Here is a 794-nt window from a genome sequence, read left to right as displayed (position 1 = left end):
GGGAGCGTTCCTGCTGTTGCAGGGCCTGGAGACGCTGTCGCTGCGGATGGAGCGGCACAGCGCCAACGCGCTGCGCGTCGCCGAGTGGCTGGCCGCGCGCGACGAGGTCGGCTGGGTGGCCTACCCGAAGCTGGCCGGTTCGCCGTGGTACGAGCGGGCGAGCCGGGTCCTGCCCCGCGGCGCGGGCGCCGTGCTGGCGTTCGGTATCGAGGGCGGTGCGGCGGCGGGCCGGAAGTTCGTCGAGGGCCTGGAGCTGTTCAGCCACCTCGCCAACATCGGCGACGTCCGCTCGCTGGTCATCCACCCGGCGACGACCACCCACTCGCAGCTCACCGACGCCGAACAGGCGGCGACCGGGGTCACCCCCGACCTGATCCGGCTGTCGGTGGGCATCGAGGGCATCGACGACATCCTCGCCGACCTCGACGCGGGCTTCCGGGCCGCGAAGTCCGGATGACCGACCAGCGTCAGGACGCCGCACCCGCCAGCCAGCCGGCGCCGCCACCCCGGCCACCGTCGGGTCCGCGGCCGGCACCGCCGTCGCCGTCGCCGTCGCCGTCGCCGTCGCCGCCGGCGTCGGCGGCGTGGCGCCCCGGCGACCCGGTGGGAGATCGCCGGTTCGTCAGGTCGGCCGGCCCGCTGACCCTGGAACGCGGTGGTTCGCTGCCCGAGGTGACGATCGCCTACGAGACGTGGGGCACGCTCGCGCCCGACGCGGGTAACGCCGTGCTGGTGCTGCACGCGCTCACCGGCGACAGTCACGCCGCCGGCGGCGTGACTGTCGCCGGTGAGCG

At 75.4% G+C, this 794-nt stretch carries 1 protein-coding gene and 1 pseudogene; both read left to right on the top strand.

Features of this window, described 5'->3' with window-relative positions; translation table 11 throughout:
* The coding region (locus FMEAI12_RS02250; RefSeq protein WP_200835159.1) for a PLP-dependent transferase at nt 1–457 on the top strand (457 nt) is incomplete at its 5' end.
* Nucleotides 454–794, top strand: a pseudogene (locus tag FMEAI12_RS02245) (homoserine O-acetyltransferase); the annotation flags it as partial. The gene FMEAI12_RS02250 and the pseudogene FMEAI12_RS02245, both read left to right, overlap by 4 nt.

Origin of the sequence: Parafrankia sp. Ea1.12 (assembly GCF_900465275.1) — a bacterium.
In the GTDB taxonomy this organism is placed as follows: domain Bacteria; phylum Actinomycetota; class Actinomycetes; order Frankiales; family Frankiaceae; genus Parafrankia; species Parafrankia soli.
The sequence above is the reverse complement of the archived record's forward strand: the minus strand, read 5'-3'. Positions and strand labels throughout refer to the sequence as shown.